Origin of the sequence: Christiangramia fulva, from assembly GCF_003024155.1 — a bacterium.
GTDB lineage: Bacteria > Bacteroidota > Bacteroidia > Flavobacteriales > Flavobacteriaceae > Christiangramia > Christiangramia fulva.
In genome coordinates, this window is sequence record NZ_CP028136.1 from 864,429 (window position 1) to 884,313 (window position 19,885).

The 19,885-nt window shown below is 39.8% G+C and carries 19 protein-coding genes; 5 read left to right on the forward strand and 14 right to left on the reverse strand.

Translation table 11 applies throughout. The features are described from left to right. Window positions 1-13 precede the first annotated feature (13 nt). From secG to miaB, 5 genes are all read right to left on the reverse strand, one after another. Window positions 14-370 (reverse strand): preprotein translocase subunit SecG, encoded by a 357-nt coding sequence (secG, locus tag C7S20_RS04005; protein WP_107011270.1) that lies wholly within the window; start codon window positions 368-370, stop codon window positions 14-16. 2 nt (window positions 371-372) lie between these two features. Continuing rightward, a complete protein-coding gene (locus C7S20_RS04010) occupies window positions 373-1,248 on the reverse strand; it encodes a hypothetical protein (protein ID WP_107011271.1) in 876 nt (291 codons plus the stop codon). Next, window positions 1,248-1,751 carry an LptE family protein gene (locus tag C7S20_RS04015; protein WP_107011272.1) on the reverse strand — a complete coding sequence of 168 codons (504 nt, stop codon included), beginning with the start codon at window positions 1,749-1,751 and terminating at the stop codon, window positions 1,248-1,250. Before C7S20_RS04015 ends, C7S20_RS04010 begins: the two co-directional genes overlap by 1 nt. Window positions 1,752-1,838: 87 nt before the next feature. Next, complete coding sequence (locus C7S20_RS04020; RefSeq protein ID WP_107011273.1) at window positions 1,839-3,101, reverse strand: sigma-54 interaction domain-containing protein; 1,263 nt, start codon at window positions 3,099-3,101, stop codon at window positions 1,839-1,841. 60 nt (window positions 3,102-3,161) lie between these two features. Further along, window positions 3,162-4,607: a tRNA (N6-isopentenyl adenosine(37)-C2)-methylthiotransferase MiaB gene (gene miaB / locus C7S20_RS04025; RefSeq protein WP_107011274.1), complete on the reverse strand. Its 1,446-nt coding sequence runs from the start codon at window positions 4,605-4,607 to the stop codon at window positions 3,162-3,164. Window positions 4,608-4,749: 142 nt separating this feature from the next. On the opposite strand from miaB, the gene C7S20_RS04030 reads away from it, so the two are divergent. Then, window positions 4,750-5,982 (forward strand): LVIVD repeat-containing protein, encoded by a 1,233-nt coding sequence (locus C7S20_RS04030; protein ID WP_107011275.1) that lies wholly within the window; start codon window positions 4,750-4,752, stop codon window positions 5,980-5,982. Window positions 5,983-6,035: 53 nt separating this feature from the next. On the opposite strand, the gene C7S20_RS04035 is transcribed toward C7S20_RS04030, so the two are convergent. The 4 genes from C7S20_RS04035 to C7S20_RS04050 form a co-directional block, all read right to left on the reverse strand. After that, entirely contained in the window at window positions 6,036-7,610 is a 1,575-nt protein-coding gene (locus C7S20_RS04035; protein ID WP_107011276.1) for a carboxylesterase/lipase family protein, read from the reverse strand. Between the two features lie 311 nt (window positions 7,611-7,921). Continuing rightward, entirely contained in the window at window positions 7,922-8,182 is a 261-nt protein-coding gene (rpmA, locus tag C7S20_RS04040) for a 50S ribosomal protein L27 (protein WP_107011277.1), read from the reverse strand. Window positions 8,183-8,202: 20 nt separating this feature from the next. Beyond that, window positions 8,203-8,709 carry a 50S ribosomal protein L21 gene (gene rplU / locus C7S20_RS04045; RefSeq protein ID WP_107011278.1) on the reverse strand — a complete coding sequence of 169 codons (507 nt, stop codon included), beginning with the start codon at window positions 8,707-8,709 and terminating at the stop codon, window positions 8,203-8,205. Between the two features lie 118 nt (window positions 8,710-8,827). Continuing rightward, window positions 8,828-9,292, reverse strand: a complete 465-nt coding sequence (locus C7S20_RS04050) for a DUF4199 domain-containing protein (RefSeq protein WP_107011279.1) — start codon at window positions 9,290-9,292, stop codon at window positions 8,828-8,830. A gap of 186 nt (window positions 9,293-9,478) precedes the next feature. On the opposite strand from C7S20_RS04050, the gene C7S20_RS04055 reads away from it, so the two are divergent. Further along, window positions 9,479-10,801, forward strand: a complete 1,323-nt coding sequence (locus C7S20_RS04055) for a M16 family metallopeptidase (protein ID WP_107011280.1) — start codon at window positions 9,479-9,481, stop codon at window positions 10,799-10,801. 13 nt (window positions 10,802-10,814) lie between these two features. Continuing rightward, complete coding sequence (locus C7S20_RS04060; protein ID WP_107014086.1) at window positions 10,815-12,881, forward strand: M16 family metallopeptidase; 2,067 nt, start codon at window positions 10,815-10,817, stop codon at window positions 12,879-12,881. A 60-nt stretch (window positions 12,882-12,941) separates the two neighbouring features. On the opposite strand, the gene C7S20_RS04065 is transcribed toward C7S20_RS04060, so the two are convergent. The 5 genes from C7S20_RS04065 to mutY form a co-directional block, all read right to left on the reverse strand. Beyond that, window positions 12,942-13,841, reverse strand: a complete 900-nt coding sequence (locus C7S20_RS04065) for a DMT family transporter (RefSeq protein ID WP_107011281.1) — start codon at window positions 13,839-13,841, stop codon at window positions 12,942-12,944. Window positions 13,842-13,899: 58 nt separating this feature from the next. Continuing rightward, window positions 13,900-14,469 (reverse strand): gliding motility lipoprotein GldD, encoded by a 570-nt coding sequence (gldD, locus tag C7S20_RS04070; RefSeq protein ID WP_107011282.1) that lies wholly within the window; start codon window positions 14,467-14,469, stop codon window positions 13,900-13,902. After that, a complete protein-coding gene (locus C7S20_RS04075; RefSeq protein WP_107011283.1) occupies window positions 14,466-15,791 on the reverse strand; it encodes a gliding motility-associated protein GldE in 1,326 nt (441 codons plus the stop codon). The genes gldD and C7S20_RS04075 overlap by 4 nt, the downstream gene beginning before the upstream one ends. Before the next feature lie 21 nt (window positions 15,792-15,812). Further along, window positions 15,813-16,289, reverse strand: coding sequence for a single-stranded DNA-binding protein (locus C7S20_RS04080; protein ID WP_107011284.1), 477 nt, complete (start codon window positions 16,287-16,289; stop codon window positions 15,813-15,815). A gap of 111 nt (window positions 16,290-16,400) precedes the next feature. Next, complete coding sequence (gene mutY, locus C7S20_RS04085) at window positions 16,401-17,453, reverse strand: A/G-specific adenine glycosylase (RefSeq protein ID WP_107011285.1); 1,053 nt, start codon at window positions 17,451-17,453, stop codon at window positions 16,401-16,403. Between the two features lie 116 nt (window positions 17,454-17,569). Between mutY and C7S20_RS04090 the strand changes: the two genes are divergently transcribed. Continuing rightward, the gene (locus tag C7S20_RS04090; RefSeq protein WP_257791353.1) at window positions 17,570-17,887 is read left to right on the forward strand and encodes an HU family DNA-binding protein; all 318 of its coding nucleotides are present in this window, start codon (window positions 17,570-17,572) and stop codon (window positions 17,885-17,887) included. Between the two features lie 331 nt (window positions 17,888-18,218). Beyond that, a complete protein-coding gene (locus C7S20_RS04095; RefSeq protein WP_107014087.1) occupies window positions 18,219-19,757 on the forward strand; it encodes an Rne/Rng family ribonuclease in 1,539 nt (512 codons plus the stop codon). The last annotated feature ends 128 nt before the right edge of the window (window positions 19,758-19,885 follow it).

A 19,885-nucleotide genomic window follows, 5' to 3' on the forward strand; every position in this document is an offset into this window, starting at 1 on the left:
ATTTTTGATTTTTCTACTGAGCCGTGTCAGTTTGAACAGGCTGCTGGGTAGCTGTATTATTGTTTTGAGGTTGCGCCGGAACCTGAGTATTTGCCGGCTGCTGACCTTCGAAAACATCATTTTCGGCACTTGCCGTTTTATCCATGATGGTCACATTAGAAAGAAGGATCAAAACCAGAAGAACCGTAGCAAGGGTCCAGGTACTCTTATCGAGGAAATCGGTAGTTTTTTTCACACCTCCCATTTGCTGGCCACCGCCACCAAAAGAAGAAGAAAGTCCGCCTCCTTTAGGATTCTGGACCATGATCACCACCACCAGCAAGAATGCCACGATGATTATTAAAGCTAAAAAAATAGTGAATGTGCTCATTCTTATTCGTTATTAGTATCTTGTAATTTCTCTATTGCCCGAATTTGGTCTGCAAAGAAACCACTTTTTTCGGGATTTTTCAAAATTAATATTTTAAATGCCTGGATCGCCTTTTTGTAATTCTTCTGCTCAAGATAAACCCTCGCGAGAGTCTCGGTCATCAAGGATTCCGGTGCTGCTATGCTCTGTTCTGCAAGATTCGATTTAGTGCTGATTTTCCCCGGTTTTATTTTCGGATTTTTGGAAATGAACTCTTCGATAAGCTCAAATTTTTTCAAACGCTGCTCATCGGTTTCTGATCCCTTTTCTTCTTCACGTTCGACGGGTTTCGTGCGGGTTAGCTTCAGCCATTCTGAAAATGAATGGGATTCCTTTTGGTCAAATTCGAGAGGTTTTCCCAGGGAAAGTTCATCTTTAGGTCCTTTCTCTGTCTCGTCTTCAGCTTTTTCTTCGGTCCCTGCTTTTTTAGCTCTTTCAAATAAACCCGGATCAAGCACTCGTTCCGATTCAGATCGTTTCATTTTGATCGCCTCATTGATGTCAATGCTGCGTTTGCCAAAAACCTCTTCAGCTTCATAAACGGTGATCTGTTTCAGCCTTTCTTCCTGTTCCCTGATCTGTTTTGCGATCTGGTTCTGATTAAATTCACGGGAAGTAATAAAATCAAAAAGTATACTCCTGTCTGTAGTATAAGCGGCGGTTTTCTTTAACGCAGAATTATAGGCAAGCTCATCAAATTCTTTCAATCCCTTTAATCTAACAGCCCTGGCAGCCTGAAAATAAGGAGCTTTCATCAGGATCTTTTCCAGATCCCGTGTCTGCTCCCGTGAAATTTCAGCGGGATTTTCCAGCAAATATGTAAGCTCTTCTTTTTCCATTACCAGTTGGTCAGGGCCGCGTTAAAAACATCCTGTGTGATTCGGTTATATATTTCATCAACGGCCGTTTCGAGATCTGAACCCAGCAATTGTTTGGAAGCGGGATAATCGTAATAAAAGGAAAACCTTCTTTCAAAATCTTTTTCGGGCTCCAGAGTGTTGTAAAACCGAACATTCACCGCAATGGTCAGCCGGTTTTGCGCCGCGGTGTTTTCGGCCGTAGCCGACATCGGGGAAATATAATACTGCACGATCTCGCCTTCAAAGATCAGGTCGCCGTTATTATTTACCAGGCTCAGGCTGGTCTGGTTCTGAATAAGGTCCTGAAGTGAATTCGTGAAAGCCCTGTCTATTCCGGGTTCCACAAGGTCGGCATTGTTCTGGAAGAAGTTCACCTGGAAAGTTTTAGCCTGGCCAACATCTGCCCCGGTAAAAGAGTAGATCCCGCAGGATTGCAAGGCAAGCAGCAAAACAGAACAAAGTATGATTATTGGTTTTTTCATGTCTTTATTTAGCCTTAAGCGGTATGCTTTAAGCGATAAGCCCTTATTATAAATTCTGGCTTACGGCTTAGAGCTGAGCGCATCCAGCTACAAATTATATTGTTTGATCTTGCGGTACAGCGTTCGTTCGCTTATTCCCAGTTCTTCGGCCGCTGCTTTTCTCTTTCCGTTATGGCGTTCCAGTGATTTTTTAATCAGCTCGAGCTCCTTATCCTGAAGGGAAAGGGTTTCCTCCTCCTCAATCTCTTCCGCGAAATAATATTTGTCTTTTTCCTCCTGCTTTTGCGGCGCATTCTGCTTTGCAATGGGCAATGCTTCCAGCCTTTCCTGATCTATACTTTCTTCGTCGATATTATCCCCGCTCTCCCCATATATTTTCTGAATAAGTCCTTCATTCTCATCCTGCACCTGCTTGTTATTTCCTTCCTGCATCAGTTTAAGGGTGAGTTTTTTGAGATCGTTGAGATCATTTTTCATATCGAAAAGCACTTTATAAAGGATCTCTCTTTCATTGCTGAAATCGCTTCCTTTTTTCCTATCAGAAATAACAGCTGGAAGGTTACTCCCAACATCCGGAAGATAATGTTTGAGTTCATCAGCCGAAATGATCCGATCCTGTTCCAAAACCGAAATCTGCTCGGCTATATTTCGAAGCTGACGAATATTTCCGCCCCAGCGATAATTCAAAAGCACCCTTACCGCATCGTCTTCCAGCTTAATGGTGGGCATTTTATACTTCAGCGCAAAATCTGAAGCGAATTTGCGAAACAACAAATGAATATCTTCCTGTCTTTCCCGCAAAGGTGGCAGGTTTATCTCAACAGTGCTCAATCGATAATAAAGGTCCTCGCGAAATTTTTCTTTTTTGATAGCCTCGAACATACTGATATTCGTGGCAGCAACGATACGCACATTGGTTTTCTGAACCTTTGAAGAACCTACCTTGATAAATTCACCATTTTCAAGCACACGAAGCAGCCTCACCTGGGTGGGCAAAGGCAGTTCCCCAACCTCATCGAGAAAGATCGTTCCCCCATCGGCTACCTCAAAATATCCATTTCTGGTTTGGGTGGCGCCGGTAAAAGCTCCTTTTTCATGACCAAAAAGCTCACTGTCTATAGTTCCTTCTGGGATCGCACCGCAGTTCACAGCAATATATTTCCCGTGTTTGCGATGCGAAAGGGAATGAACGATCTTAGGGATACTCTCTTTTCCCACACCACTTTCCCCGGTAACCAATACCGAAATATCGGTAGGCGCGACCTGGATCGCCTTTTCTATGGCGCGATTGAGTTTTGGATCGTCGCCGATTATCCCAAAACGTTGTTTTATTGCCTGGACTGATTCCATTTATTAGTATTCAGTATTGAGTAGTGAGTATTGAGTGGGTGTTTTAGCCTTCATTTAAACCTAATTATTTTCACTAAATCCCACGCCAGTTCCGATAAGAGTGGCGCTTGTACAATCTTCGATCTTCACGTTCACAAAATCACCCACTTTATAGTTCTCTTTCGGAAAAACCACTACGGTATTTTGAGTGTTTCTTCCGCTCCAGTGAACATCAGATTTTTTGGATTCCTTTTCGATAAGAACTTCTACGGTCTTTCCAAGGTATTTCTCCGTATTATATTTGCTATGCTGCTGTTGTAAATTGACGATTTCGGTCAATCTCCTTTTCTTCACCTCCTCCGGAACATCATCTTCAAATTTTCTCGCCGCCATAGTTCCCGGTCTTTCAGAATAAGCGAACATGAATCCGAAATCATATTTCACATATTCCATCAATGAAAGCGTATCCTGGTGATCTTCTTCGGTCTCGGTAGGGAAACCGGTGATAATATCATGAGAAATTCCACAATCTGGAATCAGTTTTTTAATATTATCGATAAGCTGGAAATATTCCTCGCGGGTATGAAGGCGATTCATCTTTTGCAGAATTCGGTCGCTTCCACTTTGAACCGGCAGGTGAATATATTTACAGATATTTCGATATTTCGCCATCATTTCGATCACATCCATCGTCATATCCTGAGGATTCGAAGTAGAAAAACGGATCCTCATTTTCGGCTGGGCTTCAGCAACCATTTTCAAAAGTCCGGCAAAATTAGTCGCGGTAGCCTTCTGCATTTCTGAAGCATTTTTAAAATCCTTTTTGAGTCCGCCGCCATACCACAAATAACTGTCTACATTCTGACCGAGAAGGGTAATTTCCTTAAAGCCTTTTGCCGCCAGATCGTTCACTTCTTCAACGATACTCTGCGGATCACGGCTTCGTTCCCTGCCGCGGGTAAACGGCACCACGCAAAAAGTACACATATTATCACAACCCCGGGTGATCGAAACGAAGGCAGAAACGCCATTCGACTGCAGCCTTACTGGTGAAATATCGCCGTAAGTTTCTTCTTTGCTAAGAATTACGTTAACAGCTTCCCGGCCTGCTTCAACCTCATTGATAAGATTTGGCAGATCTTTATAGGCATCGGGGCCCACCACCAGATCAACAATTTTTTCTTCTTCCAGAAATTTGTTTTTCAGTCGTTCGGCCATACAGCCCAAAACACCCACTTTCATTCCCGGATTGATCCTTTTAACGGCATTATATTTTTCCAGGCGCTTTCTTACTGTCTGTTCCGCTTTTTCACGAATCGAACAGGTATTGACCAGTACAAGGTCGGCCTCCTCAAGATTTTGAGTGGTATTATATCCTTCTTTTGAAAGTATGGAAGCCACGATCTCACTATCGCTAAAATTCATTTGACAGCCGTAACTTTCAATAAAAAGCTTACGGGTATTCCTCTCCTGTGGCTCCATTACCAGGGCGTTACCCTGTTTTTTTTCATCTATGATCTTCTCCATAATTCCTTGATAACCTTCCGGTTTTTAGACTGGCAAAGATAAGGCTAAACAGGATTCTGACAAAGTGACAGAAAAAAATTTCTGCAAATCGACGCAACCTTTTTATTTCTTCCGCATCTAACAGGTAACTAACCATCAAAAAATGAAAAAATCACTACTGCTTTTTCTAATCCTTTCAGGCAGTTCTCTTTTTCTTTCCTGCCAACGCGAAGAAGACACAGGCAGTACTCTGGTGGCAGTGCCGGTGACCGTTAGCCTGGAAAAATTTCGTTCTTCGGTTAAAGTCACGGCTCCAAGGAACATCAAAGAATCAGGTAAGATCTATGCCTGGAAAAACTACATTTTCATCAATGACAAAAACGAAGGGGTCCATATCATCGACAATACCGATCGTTTTAATCCGAAAAAAATCTCATTTCTGAAGATCCCGCGAAACATGGATATCGCAATTAAAGACGATATGCTTTATGCTGATAACGGGATGGATCTTGTGGTTTTTGATTTGAGCGATATGGCAAACATCCATGAGATCAACAGGATCGAAGATGTTTTTCCTAATTATTTTAATGTTGCTCCAGCCGGTGCAGAATATGTGGATTTCCAAAATTTTGATCCTCAAAATGAAGTAATCGTAGGCTATGTTTACGAGAAAAAGAAAATCGAATATGCTCCAGATATCTGGATGACCGTAGACGAGGCAGCGGCCTACTATTCAAATGGAAACACCGGCCAGGGAGGATCTATGGCCAGATTTAGTATTAAAGACGATTATTTATATGTTGCGGAAGAAACAAAACTTTCGGTATTTGATATTTCCATGCCCGAAGATACCGATCTCATTCACGAGGAGTATGCCGGCTGGCAGATAGAGACCATCTTTAACGCCGATGATTACCTTTATCTGGGTAGCGCAACAGGAATGTATATTTACAGCATAGAGGATCCTGCTTCCCCCCGGCAGGTCTCTTTTCTTCAGCATGTAATGGGCTGCGATCCCGTTGTGGTGAAAGACAATTATGCCTATGTAACCATTAGAAACGGAAATAGCTGCGGACAGGCCGAAAACCTGTTGGATATCGTTGATATTTCCGATAAATCAGAACCATTTATTGCCAATAGATATGAAATGGAAAATCCGCACGGAATGGGCACCAAAGATAACTGGCTGTTTGTTTGCGACGGCAGTGCCGGATTAAAAGTCTATGACATTGAAAATACCCCCGACCTTAGGTTAATAGATCAATTCAGCAACATAAACACCTATGACGTTATCCCCATGGAGGATAAGTTGCTCATGGTCGGGGACAATATTCTTTACCAATATTCCTATAAAGGTAATGAGGTTAGTTTATTAAGCAGTTTTGCTTTGAACTGATTTCCTTTTTGTTTGGTTTTTTTCAGAAAATCCCCGGTAGGGCGGGGATTTTCTTATTCATCATTTCCATAGGCCCCGTCCAGAAAAAGATATCTTTTATCATTTTCGGCATCCTGGGTTTCGAATTCAGCATCCATAATCAGGACCGGTGGAGTAACATCTGAAGCTTCTGCCGAAGGCCACTTTGGCAAACCGGCTCCATTAGGATTTCCTGTTTTGATAAAATTCGCCAGGTATTGCTGAATGGTATCTGAAATTTTAAAGTCGATTTCTTTCAAATTAGGATTGTCCATTCTCCCCAGATTTCCTAAAAAATATTCAATTTCTGACGCATGGGCTGCCCCGATGGGAGTGTAATCTGGATTAGCTTTGGCCGCCGGCCTGATCTTTTTGAACAAATAGCGATAAACTGGTTCTTCGGAATTTTTTCTGTGAAGATCAAACCATTTCCAGGTGCTGTAAGCGATAAACCTGTCGGAAGCCAATTGCGTAGCAGATTCCCTGATCTTTTTGGTGTTTCCGGAAGGATATAATTCCACTACCTCTTCAAAATTTTCAGGATAAAGTTCCTTCAATTTATTTTTATAGTTTTCCTCGTTATACTCTTTTCCCTGCATAATTCCCTGACCATCCACTTCAGCCGAATTCCAGCCTACGAGAAGTGGAATTTGAGCCTCTTCTCCATTTCTAAAAATCTCTGGCAGTGGCTTCGGAAGAAAATAGTGATCTATCACCGTGGGAAAACCAAACCTTCCCGATTCCTGATAAACTTTATATAATTCTTCGGCGCTTAAGGCCCTTAGATCTTCAATGGAATTGTAGCTGGTTTTTTTCATGAATTCCACTCCAATTTTTTCAGCTTCAGAAAGCGGAACAGGAGCCAGTGTAGGTTTTATGGAAGCACCGCTTTCACCCATTGCGCCGGCCAGGTAATCTTTAGACATCGGGGAAGCCATTTGTGCACTCACCGAAATGGATCCTGCCGATTCTCCGCCAATGGTAATTTTTTCAGGATCGCCTCCAAAATTTTCAATGTTTTCAGAAACCCATTTTAAGGCCGCGTTCTGGTCGAGCAGTCCGTAATTTCCGGAAGCATGATAAGGCGCTTCAGCTGAAAGTGCGGGATGAGCATAAAACCCGAAGATATTTAAACGATAATTCACCGTTACCACCACAATTCCTTTTTGCGCAAGTGAAGTTCCGTCATAACGCGGTTCCCCGCCACTACCGGCCACAAATCCGCCACCATAGAAATAAACCAGTACCGGAAGAGATTTATTTTCAGAGGCATTTGGCGTCCAGATATTCAGGTAAAGACAGTCTTCACTAAAACCCTTTCCGCGGTAAACCATATCGCCAAAGACATTAGTTTGCATGGGCGCGGCTGCAAATTCGGTAGTTTTCTTAATTCCCTGCCATTCATCGGGTTCCTGCGGAGCTTTCCATCTTAAATCCCCAACCGGCGGCTTTGCAAAGGGAATGCCCAGAAAAAGATCAAGATCGCTCTGGTTGTCATGAAATCCCTGTACTAGACCATAGTTTGTTTCAGCTTTCACCGGAGCCTGGGCAGAAAGACTAAAATTAAGAAAAAGTGATAAGGCTGCTATAAATTCAAAGCGAATTCTCATGATAAAGATTTTAATTATGCACTTAAATTTAACCGAAAAATTCATCATTATCTTCCCGACTTTGCATATCTTTTTTAAGATTTGCTGCCCGGTTATTTGTTTTGTCAGGGATCTTAAAATTTCCTGTTTGAAAACTTCTCTTTTTCAGTGGGTTGGTTTTTATTTCTTTCAGAAAAGCCTAATTTCTCAATTTGCCTTAATTGTTTAAATTTTTCCTGATTTTTACAAACATTTTTTATTTTTGGAAATAAAAAAAACCCTTCCAGATCAGGAAGGGCTTTCAAATATCTTCAAATATCTTCAAATATCTCTTAGGCCTCGAACGGCTCGATAGAAACATATGATTTATCTCCCTGCTTTTTGGCGAATTTTACAACTCCGTCAACTTTAGCATGAAGTGTATGGTCTTTTCCAGCGTATACATTATCACCAGGGTGGTGAGTAAATCCGCGCTGTCTTACGATAATATTTCCCGCAACGGCAGCCTGGCCACCAAAAATTTTCACGCCAAGGCGTTTAGATTCTGACTCTCTACCGTTCTTGGAACTACCAACTCCTTTTTTATGTGCCATTTTATAATGTTTTTAGTAGTTTAACTTAAGGCTTCTATTAATTCGGCCTTTTTCATTGAAGAATAACCTTCAAGACCTCTTTCTTTTGCCATTTCCTTTAGCTCTGCAACAGTGTGCTGACTAAGGTCTTTTGAGTCATTATCGGCCTTTTTAGCTTCCTGTTTTGGAGCTTCTTTTTTTGGTTCTTCTTTTTTAGCCGAAGATTTTTTCTTTCCGTCAAGGCTAATTTCCTCGATAAGAATTTCGGTAAGTGACTGGCGGTGACCATTTTTTACTTTGTAACCTTTACGACGTTTTTTCTTAAAAACGATCACTTTATCACCTTTCAGGTGGCGGTTGATTTTAGCTCCAACCAAAGCACCTTCTATAGCCGGGGCGCCAACATTGATTGTATCACCGTCTGCAGTAAGAAGAACCTTATCGAAAGAAACACTGTCTCCTTCGTTGCCTTCTAAACGGTGTACAAAAACCTTTTGGTCTTTTGCAACTTTAAATTGCTGCCCTGCTATCTCTACAATTGCGTACATAGCGTATAATTAATTAAATGATTTTCAATACTCTGCACCTGAGTTTTCACGCAAGCGGGTGCAAATATAATTCTAATTAATTAATTGACAAAGGTTTTTTAATTTTTAGCCCAGGCAGTTATAAGGTATGTTTTTTAGACTCTTTCGTATTCCAGCTGTTTTTATATAATTGCATATAGGTGAGAGCAAGGACTATACTTGTTGAAAAACCCATTAATGCGACGGTAAACAGAACACTCGCAATATCGGTACTATAAAAAGTAGCCCACATCGAGATAAGCTGGTCTAAAAAACCTGGATTTAGCTCGGTAGCATAAAAGGCAAAGAAAATAAGAAAAATAATGGTGGCGTTGACCCCGGTCAAAAACACGGCTGAAAAGCCTTTTTGATATTTAAATTTGTTTCCCTTACTCTTGCGATAAGCCTTCAGAGATAAAAATAAACCTACAGCCATGATCACCCCGTTAAAAATACTGTACAGGGGATTTACATGTAGGCCAAATATCGAAAGAATTAGAAAATAGGCGATCAAAGCGATTGCCACTCCTATACCATATAAAATCGGAATTTTTAAATTAATCATACTTATAGCTGTTTCTAGTAAATTTCTAAAAAATGAGACGCTTTTTCCCTTAACAGCATGTTAATTTTAACACATTTACACCATTTGGACATATTTGCGATTTATTTTTGTAACTAATTCTACCCAAAACATACCTATTTATACATTTACTTTAAATTCTTACTTTAAACTCTGAAAAAACTTAAAATGATGAACAAATTAAAACTATTGTTCTGCCTTTTATTCGTCGGAATAATGGGCTTTGCTCAGGAAGTTGATTTTACTGAGTATAATCTAGACAATGGGCTGCACGTCATCCTCCACCAGGATAATACTGCTCCTGTAGTTAATACTTCGGTTATGTATCACGTAGGCGGAAAGGACCTTAAAAATGATAAAACAGGCTTCGCTCATTTTTTCGAACATCTTCTTTTTGAAGGAACGGAGAATATCAAAAAAGGTGATTTTATGAAAATCATCAGTGCTAATGGAGGGTCTTTTAATGCCAACACATCTCTTGATCGTACTTATTATTTCGAAACCTTTCCTTCAAACAAGCTTGAGCTGGGCCTTTGGCTGGAATCTGAACGAATGATGCATCCAGTAATTGGTGAGCAAGGAGTGGAGACACAAAATGAGGTGGTAAAAGAAGAAAGACGCAGGTCGTATGATAACAGACCTTATGGGAATGTATTGCAGGTGATCCAAAAAAACCTCTTCAACAAACATCCATATAAAGATCCAAATATAGGCTATATGGAAGACCTCGATGCCGCTACTTTGGAAGAATTCAATGAATATTTTGATGAATATTATGCTCCAAATAATGCTACTCTTGTTGTAGCAGGCGATATAGATATCGAAAAAACAAAGAAGTTAATAAAAGATTATTTTGGACCTATACCAGAGGGCAATAAAGTTGATCGCGCGAAGATTGAAGAAAAACCTATAACCGAAACAGTTACCGATACCTTTTACGATCCCAATATACAGTTGCCAATGCTAGTGCTGGCGTGGAGAACTCCTGAAATGAAAGATCGCGACGCTTATGTTCTGGATATGATCTCAACCATCCTTTCTGAAGGAAAATCATCCCGCCTTTATAAGAAAATTGTAGATGATAAGAAACAAGCCTTACAGGTTTCTGCCTTTAATCTCCCCCTTGAGGATTATGGGGGTTATGCCATTTATGCCATTCCACAAAACAATACTCCACTTGATACCATAAAATCAGAAATAGATCAGGAAATCCGTAAGCTACAAACCGAAAAGATTTCTGATCGGGAATACCAAAAACTTCAAAACACTTTTGAAAATAATTTTGTGAATTCAAATAGCAGCATAGCGGGTATTGCCGAAAGCCTTGCTACAGATAATGTGCTTTACGACAACACTAACCTGATTAACAAAGAAATCGAGATCTATAGATCTATTACTCCCGAAGATATCAAAAGAGTTGCAAACGAATATTTAAACAAGAATCAGCGGGCTGAGATTTATTATTTGCCAAAATCTGAGGATGTTGAATAAAAACATAAAAACAATGAAGAAACTAATAATCACACTCAATATATTCCTTTTTCTTGGTCTTGCAGTAAACGCTCAGATAGATCGGACCACGCAACCCGAACCAGGACCTGCTCCTAAAATCAACTTACAAAAACCGGAGGTATTTACACTCGACAACGGCCTTACAGTAATGGTAGTGGAGAACCATAAATTGCCCCGGGTAAATATGACACTTCTCTTAGATAATGCTCCACATTCCGAAGGTGAAAAAGCCGGGGTCTCAGGTTTAGCCGGAGGTCTTTTGGGAACCGGAACAACCAAAACCTCAAAAGATGAATTTAACGAAGAATTGGACTTTTTAGGTGCAAACGTGAATTTTAGCGCAAGTGGTGCGCGTGCAAATACGCTTTCGAAATTTTTCCCAAAGGTTTTGAATTTGATGGCAGAAGGTGCTTTACAACCAAAATTCAGTCAGGAAGAGTTTGACAAACTAAAAGACAGGCAAATTGAAAGTCTAAAAAGCAATGAAAATGACGTAAATTTTAATGCTGGTCGGGTTCGAAGAGCTTTAACTTATGGCAAAGAGCATCCTTATGGTGAATTTACGAGTGTTGAAACATTAAAGAATGTAAGCCTGGAGGATGTTAAAAATTACTATAACACTTATTTTGTACCTAACAACGCGTATCTCGCTATTGTTGGGGATATAAATCTTTCTGAAGCCAAAAAACTGGTAAAAGAGAACTTTTCTTCCTGGAAGAATAAAAGTTTACCCAAAGAAAATCTAACTGATGTAACCAATGTTGATAAAACTCAGATTGATTTCATTAATATGCCGAACGCTGTACAAAGCGTTATCGCTGTGACAAATAGCGCTCAGCTGAAAAAGAACGATCCAGATTATTTCCCAGCAATTATCGCCAACTATATTCTCGGCTCCAATGACGGAAGACTTTTTAATAACATAAGAGAGGATAAAGGCTACGCTTACGCTGCCAATTCATATTTAAATCCTGATCGCTATATAGGTTCCTTCATTGCTACTGCTGAAGTAAGGAACGAGGTGACCGATAGTGCTGTGGTCGCTTTTCTTGATGAGATTCACCGTATAAGGAATGAAAAAGTGAGCAAGGAAGAACTACAGAATGCCAAAAATAAATACATAGGCAATTTTGTTCTTTCCCTGGAACAGCCTTCAACCATTGCCGGTTATGCCTTGGATATAAAGACGGAAAATCTCCCGGCCGATTTCTATGAAAATTATCTTAAAAAAATAAACGAAGTAACCGCAGAAGATGTTCAGCGCGTGGCAAACAAGTATTTTAAAATAGATAATGCGAGAATTGTTGTTGCCGGAAAGGCGAGTGAAGTTGCTGAAGATTTAGAAAACCTTACCTATAACGGAAAAAATATTCCTGTTAAATATTTTGACAAAAAAGCAAATCTTAAGGAAAAACCCGATTTTGCCAGTAAAATGGATCCTTCCATTACAGTCGAAAAAGTTTTTAACGATTACATTAAAGCCATCGGTGGTCGTGATGCCATAAATGATGTAAAAAGTGTGGTGATGACAGCCGATGCCGAAATACAGGGGATGACCTTGAATATGGAATTGAAAAGAACAGCTGAAGGCAAATTACATCAAACCATTAGTATGAACGGAAACGTGATGAATGAGCAGGTATTCAATGGCGACGCCGGTTTTATTCGAGCTATGGGTCAGAAAATGGATTTTAACGAAGAACAGGTAGAAGCCGCAAAAGCTGATGCCTCCCCTTTTCCTGAATTGACTCCGGGAGACGCTTCGGTTAAAGGCATCGAACAAGTAAATGGAGAGGATGCCTATGTTGTTCAGCTTGATAAAAACACCAAAGCTTATTACGATGTAGACAGCGGGTTGAAAGTACAAACCGTGAAAACCATGGAACAGGGCGGACGTACAATGACCGTTCCTACCGGCTATAGCGATTACCGTGAAGTAGAAGGAGTGAAATTTCCATTCCAGATCACTTCTTCGGCGGGACCTCAAACATTTACGTTTAATGTAAATGAAATCCTTGTGAACGAAGGCGTATCTGAAGAAGATTTTAAACTGGAATAATTTTCAGAACTATTATTTTTTATTAAAACCTCGTGGCGTTCTAATACCTGCGAGGTTTTTTTATGCCGACACCTTACGGAACCGGGAAATAAGATCTCTTGAACGGTTCACGATGAAAACACCTGCCAGGATAAACAAAGCAGAAAACAATTGCCAGATACCAAAAACTTCGCCGTCAAGAATTCCCCAGCCCAGGGCAACGATGGGAATTATATAGGTCACCGAAGAGGTAAAAACAGGATCGGAGATCTGGACCAGTTTATTGAAAATAATCATAGCGACACCGGTACCAATAATTCCAAGAATTCCAACGAATACTATTGATAAACTTACTTTTTCGGGAAATTCATTTTCAAAAAAACCGGTAAAATAAAGAATAACCAACGCCGGAATCAACAGGGAACTAAAATTCCCGGCTGCAATTCCCAGGGGAGAAATATCTGCCATTTTGGTTTTCAAAATATTTACGTTCATGGCATAACAGCCCGCAGCGAGAATAACCAGAAGACTGTACATATAATTCTGGTCGGGATTGATGGAAGCGCCACTTAATATTAGACCAATGGTGCCCAGAAGACCAATAACAACCCCAATCGTTTTATTCTGATTTAAGACCGATCGGAAAAATAAAACACCAAAGATCAGCGTCAACAAAGGTGTGGTAGCATTGAGAATAGAAGCAATGGCACTGTCTATTTCAGTTTCTGCAAAGGCAAAAAGATAAATCGGGAAAAAGGAACCAAGAAAACCTGAAATAACAATCCATTTCCATTGCCTTAAATTAAGCTTTGCGATACGCCGAAATCCAACAAGAAGAAAAACAGCCGCAAAAATTATCCGAAAGGAACCTACCTGCATTGCATTGAGCCCAACCAGTGATTTTTTGATAAGAATAAATGAACTTCCCCAAACAAGGGAAAGAATAATTAAAAATATCCATTTCAGGTTTTTATTCGGCATTTCTTAAAACTTAAGCCGCAAATTTCGGTATAAGCTTCAGATAAAAAAGGAAGTGTAATTATTTTTTTTCTTTCCAGCGAAGGCTTTCCATCAAATGGCGCATATCTTTCTTCAGATATGCAGCCGCAGGAACTATGGAATCGAAATTGGGAACTGCATTAAAATATACCGAACCGGTTATGAAATGGTCGGTACTATCTGTTAAATAAAATTGTGCCTGGGAAGCCGCGTCACCAGAAACCTCGTAAAACATGCCATAGGTATTGTGCAGATCATTGGTATAAATATCTCCCTCAATCGCATCGGCTTTGATAGTATGTCGTAAAGGCAATTTTTGAGCATCGGCAAGCAATGAGTCCAGATTGTTGTTCACCGGCATATATGTGAGAAAAATTGAAGCGTTCAGCAATTTATAATTGAGATCTATCCAGCAAGGAATATGGTTTCTCGAAGGCCCGATCTCTGCCAGCCGGTTCATTTCAAAGGTGTAGGGGCAGCCTATATCCACCCTTCTGTATTTAGCCTCGGGATAATGAAGAGCCAGAAAGCCTTTGGGTTTAGGCTTATTTTCATCCCCACAGGAGAAAAGCATCAAGGCTAATATTGCAAGGCTCAATATCTTTTTCATTCAACAGGAGCAATACTGACTTTGATTTGCTTGATACGTTTCTGGTCGATGACCTCAACGGTAAAAGAGTAATTTAGAAAAGTGATCACATCGTTCTTTTTAGGGAACCCTCCTGAAATTTCCAGAAGAAAACCAGCCAGGGTATCGGCTTCGCCTTTTTGCTCTTCAAAAACAGTAGAATCTTCAATTTTTGTGATCTTGTAAAAATCTTTCAGCGGAGTTTTACCTTCAAAAACAAAGTTGTTTTCATCGAGTTTTGAATAGATGAGATCCTCATCATCAAATTCATCGCTGATGTCGCCAACGATCTCTTCAATAATATCCTCCAGGGAAATGAGTCCGCTGGTGCCTCCATATTCATCCACAACTATGGCGAGATGGTTTTTTTTGTCTTTGAATTCATTAAGAAGGTCGTCAAGTTTTTTATTTTCAGGAACAAAATAGGGTTCCCTAACCAGGCTTTTCCAATCAAAGTTCTTCCGTTCGAGATAGGGCAAAAGATCTTTAATGTAAAGTATCCCAATCACATTATCCATATTATCCCTGAAAACAGGAATACGGGAATATCCGTTTTCTATGATAAGCGGAAGGATCTCACTAAATGACATTTCCTCATTTAGGGCAAAAATATCCATTCTCGGCCTCATGACCTGCTTGGTATCGGTATTCCCAAAGCTCACGATCCCCTGCAAAATTTTCTGTTCCTCTCGGGTAGTATCTTCTTCGCTGGTAAGTTCCAGCGCCTGCGAAAGATGATCTATACTTATAAAAGAACGCTGCTTCCCCAGTTTTTCATGAAGATAAAGAGTTACTGCTCTCATAGGTGTGCTAAGAGGCGAGAAAAGGCTGTCCAGGAAATTTATGGGATAAGCCATAAAATTGGAAAATTGCACCTTATTCCTGCTGGCATAAACTTTAGGAAGGATTTCCCCAAAAAGCAAAATAAGAAAAGTCACCAGCACAACTTCAAAAAGAAACCGGAGGTCGAGACCAAAAAATTCGGTATTCACGTCGCCCAGAATATCATCGGCGACGCTGTCGAACAAGAGGACAATCGCGATATTGATAAAATTATTGGCCACCAGGATGGTTGCCAGTAATTTCTTCGGCTTCTCCAGAAGGCTTATAACAATGGTCTGAGTCTTGGTGCGCTTACCATCTTCAGTAATAAAATTAGCGGGAGTAAGCGAAAAGAAAGCCACTTCTGCGCCTGATATCAGGGCAGAACATAGCAGAAGCACGAACAAAAAAAGCAGACTTATTATCTGGGTAAATCCCATTGTAGCCCAAAAGAAAAGCAAACTGGGAGGTTCCGAGTCCAAATGCAAAAATTTTAATTAAACTTAGAATGGTAAATCATCCTCTTCTTCTTCCTGAGAAAACGATTCATTCTTATTTGAATTTGAATAATTAGGTTTACTCTGTTGTGCAGGCTTATTCTGGCCACCCTGATTTTGATAACCGCCACCAGACTGAGAATCATCTTTCGGGGTTAAAAAGGTGAATTCGGTACAGTGAATTTCAGTTTGGTACCGGTCGTTACCCTGATCATCCTGCCATTTACGTGTTTTTATGCGTCCTTCTATATAAACCCTGTCTCCTTTTTTGAGATATTTCTCACAGATCTCAGCAGCTTTATTACGCACCACCACATTATGCCATTCAGTATTGGTGACCCTTTCACCGGTAGTGCGATTGGTATATGCCTCATTAGTAGCCAGTGGGAAACGCCCAATGGAGCCTCCGCCTTCAAAATAATGCATTTTCACGTCATCTCCGGTGTGCCCTATCAACATTACTTTGTTTAATGTGCCTGTCATTTCTAATTACTTTTGAACCGATAATTTCGGTTATTTCCAATTAAATTTATTCTAAAATACTAAAAAATTTTAGCCGAAGGGCCAAAAACAGGCAAAGATATAAACAAGAATCTATTTGTAATCGTCGGGAAGGAAATCATTTAGAAAATTTTCGATCAATACCGGAACCGGATATTGCTTTATTTCTTTGAAAGATATTCCATCAGCCGACTTTTCTTCAAATTTTACAACCCAGAATTGAGTAAATAAATGCTGATGGGAAAGTTTATGCACCACGGGAGAACTATGGAACTTTTTAAGGCTGAAGCTTTCAGAACTGACTTTTTCCTGAAAATCTTCTGAAGAAATAAGTTCTTTTTCCTTTAAAAGTTTTTCAGATTCAATCAGCGGAAATTGATATAATCCTCTCCAAATTCCCTTGCCCCTTCGTTGTTCAAGATGGGTTTGATCATTTTGAAAATTAAAGACCAGGTAATTAAAATATCTCTTTTTGACTTTTGATTTTTTAATTTTTACAGGTAATTCGGTTATAAGTTGCTTCTGAAGCGCCAGGCAATAATCTTTAAAGGGACATACAGGGCAGGCAGGATTCTGAGGTTTACAATGCAGTGCGCCAAACTCCATCAATGCCTGGTTAAAAGTTGCAGGATCATTTTTATCAAGAAGTTCTTCAGCAAGCTTCTTAAATTCTTTATTTCCAGCAGTAGTATTTATAGGTGTATGGATATTAAAAATCCGCGAAAGCACACGATAAACATTTCCGTCAACCACCGCGACAGGCTCGTCATAGCAAATAGAAGCAATGGCGCTGGCGGTATAATCGCCAATACCTTTTAATTTCTTTAAATCGGAATAATTATCGGGAAATATTCCTTTTAATTCTTCGGCCACATATTTAGCGGTAGAATGAAGGTTTCTGGCCCGGGAATAGTATCCCAATCCCTGCCAAAGTTTTAAGACCTGTTCAGAATTTGCAGCAGCCAGGTCAAAAACGGTCGGGAAAGCTTTGATAAACTTTAAATAATAAGGCAACCCCTGCTCAATTCTGGTTTGCTGAAGCATAATTTCGCTCAGCCAGATTTTATAGGGATCGCGAGTTTTTCGCCAGGGCAAATCCCTTTTATTTCCTAAATACCATACTGTGAGAAGCTTGGAAAATTGCATAATTATTAAAGCAGGTCTGCAATAATAGCAGTTTATTACGTTATTATTAGTGGATTAGGTTTGAAATATTGCAGATTTAATTCATATATTTGCACCCTTGAAAATTAGAAACCCCAATTTATAAAAATTTAAATAGCACGAAAATGACGAAAGCAGATATCGTAGCAAACATTTCAGAAAAACTCGGAATGGAAAAAGGTGACGTTCAGGCTACCATCGAATCTTTTATGGAAGAAGTAAAAAACTCTCTTGAAAGTGGTGACAACGTATACCTGCGTGGTTTTGGAAGCTTTGTAGTAAAAACAAGAGCTGAGAAAACCGGAAGAAACATCTCAAAAAACACTACCATTAAAATTCCTGCTCACAACATCCCAGCATTTAAACCTGCAAAGATCTTTGTTGAAGGCGTGAAATCTAATGTAGAGGTAAAGTAAATTGATGTCTCCCACCCTATAGGGGATATCATCAAGAGGTAAATAGTAATTTAAAATATTTTTCAGTATGCCTAGCGGTAAAAAAAGAAAAAGACATAAGGTGGCTACGCACAAGCGTAAGAAGCGTAGAAGAGCCAATCGCCACAAGAAAAAGTAGTGTGACAACTACTTTTTTTATTTCAAATTCAATTCGTTCTTTGAAAACGAAACCCCCGATTTTTGATTTTTTCGTGGAGGTTTCTTCAGGATTCAAAAACCTGTGAAAAAAAATAATGTTTAATCCATCTGTGTTTGCCTGAAAATGGCAGATATGGATATAAAATCTGGAAGTGTGGACAAAGAATTAATTATCAGGTCCGAACCTTCTGCTGTAGATTTTGCCTTATTAAAAGATGGAAAACTTGTTGAACTAAACAAAGAAGAAGACAGCAATAAATTCAATGTTGGTGATATTTATATCGCCAAGATCAGGAAAGCTGTTCCCGGTTTAAATGCCGCATTTGTAAATGTAGGCTATGAAAAAGATGGTTTTTTACACTATCATGACCTGGGACCCCAGGTTTCTTCTTTATTAAAGTTCATAAAACGTGTAAGCACAGGTAAACTAAAGGATTATTCTTTAAAGAATTTCTCCTTTGAAAAGGATATAGACAAAAACGGCTCAATTGCCGATGTCTTAAAAGCAAATCAATCTATACTGGTTCAGATCGTTAAAGAACCTATCTCCACAAAAGGGCCGAGGATAAGCTCAGAGCTTTCCCTGCCAGGGCGATATATCGTGCTGGTACCTTTTTCAAACCGCATTTCGGTTTCTCAAAAAATCGAAAGTAAAGAAGAAAAAGAACGCCTTAAGAGACTGGTGAAAAGCATCAAACCCAAGGGTTTTGGTGTAATTGTAAGAACCGTAGCAGAAGGAAAAAAAGTCGCAGAAATCGACAGAGATCTACAAAATTTAGTAGGCCGATGGACTGCGATGTGTAAAAAACTGTATAAACCGAATCATCCCTCCAAAGTATTGGGAGAACTCAATAGAGCTTCATCCCTGTTAAGAGATATCTTCAACGATACTTTCACCTCTATTTGCGTAGACGATGAAACGCTTTATACACAAATAAAAGATTACCTGAGCGATATTGCTCCGGAAAAAGAATCAATCGTAAAATTGCACCAATCCAACCAACCCATTTTTGAAAAATTTGGTATCGAAAGACAAATTAAAACTTCCTTTGGGCGCACCGTTTCAATGAGCAAAGGCGCCTACCTGGTAATAGAACACACTGAAGCCATGCACGTTATAGACGTGAATAGCGGTAACCGTTCTAACAAATCTAAAAACCAGGAAGATACCGCACTCGAAGTTAATATGATTAGCGCTACCGAGATTGCCCGCCAATTGCGACTACGCGATATGGGAGGCATCATTGTGGTAGACTTCATTGATATGAATAAAGCCGATAATCGAAAAAAGCTTTATGATCATCTTCGCAATGAAATGAGTGACGACCGGGCAAAACATAAAATTTTGCCACCGAGTAAATTTGGATTGATACAAATTACGAGACAGCGCGTAAGGCCAGAGATGAATATTAAAACCCGCGAAGAAAACCCTAATGGGAATGGTGAAATTGAAGCACCTATCAGCGTGGTAAATAAGATCAAAGCCGACCTTGAAAAGCTGGTCAAAAAAGATTATAAAAAGATCACGCTTAGCGCGCATCCATTTATTGCAGCCTTTTTAACAAAAGGCTTTCCATCTCCCCGATCAAAATGGTTTGTAGACCATAAACGTTGGGTGAAAATTTTACCTCGAGATGCTTACACGTATTTAGAGTACCACTTTCACGACAAAGACGGGAAAGTGATTCAATAAAACCAAACGCCTTTTGGAAATTCCGGAAGGCGTTTTTTTATGCTTCAGATTTTACAAAAAATAATAAATTTGAGCACATAGTTTCTGGCCTGAACTTCTAAAATTCCAATTTCATACTTCTTCCTTAC